Here is a 516-nt window from a genome sequence, read left to right as displayed (position 1 = left end):
CCACCATTGGCATTAATGGACTTCACCATATTACCCATTTCGTCATATTCCATATAGGTGCTGCCATTCAGTGGATCTATTACTTCGATTAGATAATCTGAAGAATTATATCGATATCTCGTTATATTCCCTTCCTGATCGACTAATCTTTCCAGCTTTCCATTTACATTGTAATAATAGGAAGCAAGGTTTCCTTCTGCATCTATTACTTTGCTGATCTTTCCACTATTGGTATATTCATAAGTTGTAGCATTTCCTTCCGGATCAACTACTGTTTTTACACGATTTAATTGATCGTAGGTAAACTTTGACGTATTGCCTTCTGGGTCTGTAATTTCTGTAACATTTCCTTTGCTGTCATATCTAAATTCGATTCGGCTTCCATCAGGCTGAATGACTCGCTCTGTTAAGCCTTTGGAATTGTATGTGTATTTAGTCGTTAGATTGGTTGGATCACTGCTAGTCAGTAAGTTTCCTTTTGTATCGTATGTGAATGTATTGTGCTCTCCATCTGGC

The 516-nt window shown here is 37.4% G+C and carries 1 protein-coding gene; it reads right to left on the bottom strand.

The window, feature by feature from the left end; translation table 11 throughout:
- The coding region (locus RCF13_RS10350; RefSeq protein WP_308141129.1) for a hypothetical protein at positions 1-516 on the bottom strand (516 nt) is incomplete at both ends.

Source organism: Stenotrophomonas maltophilia group sp. RNC7 (assembly GCF_030910085.1).
GTDB lineage: Bacteria > Pseudomonadota > Gammaproteobacteria > Xanthomonadales > Xanthomonadaceae > Stenotrophomonas > Stenotrophomonas sepilia.
This window is presented reverse-complemented; position numbering and strand designations above follow the sequence as displayed.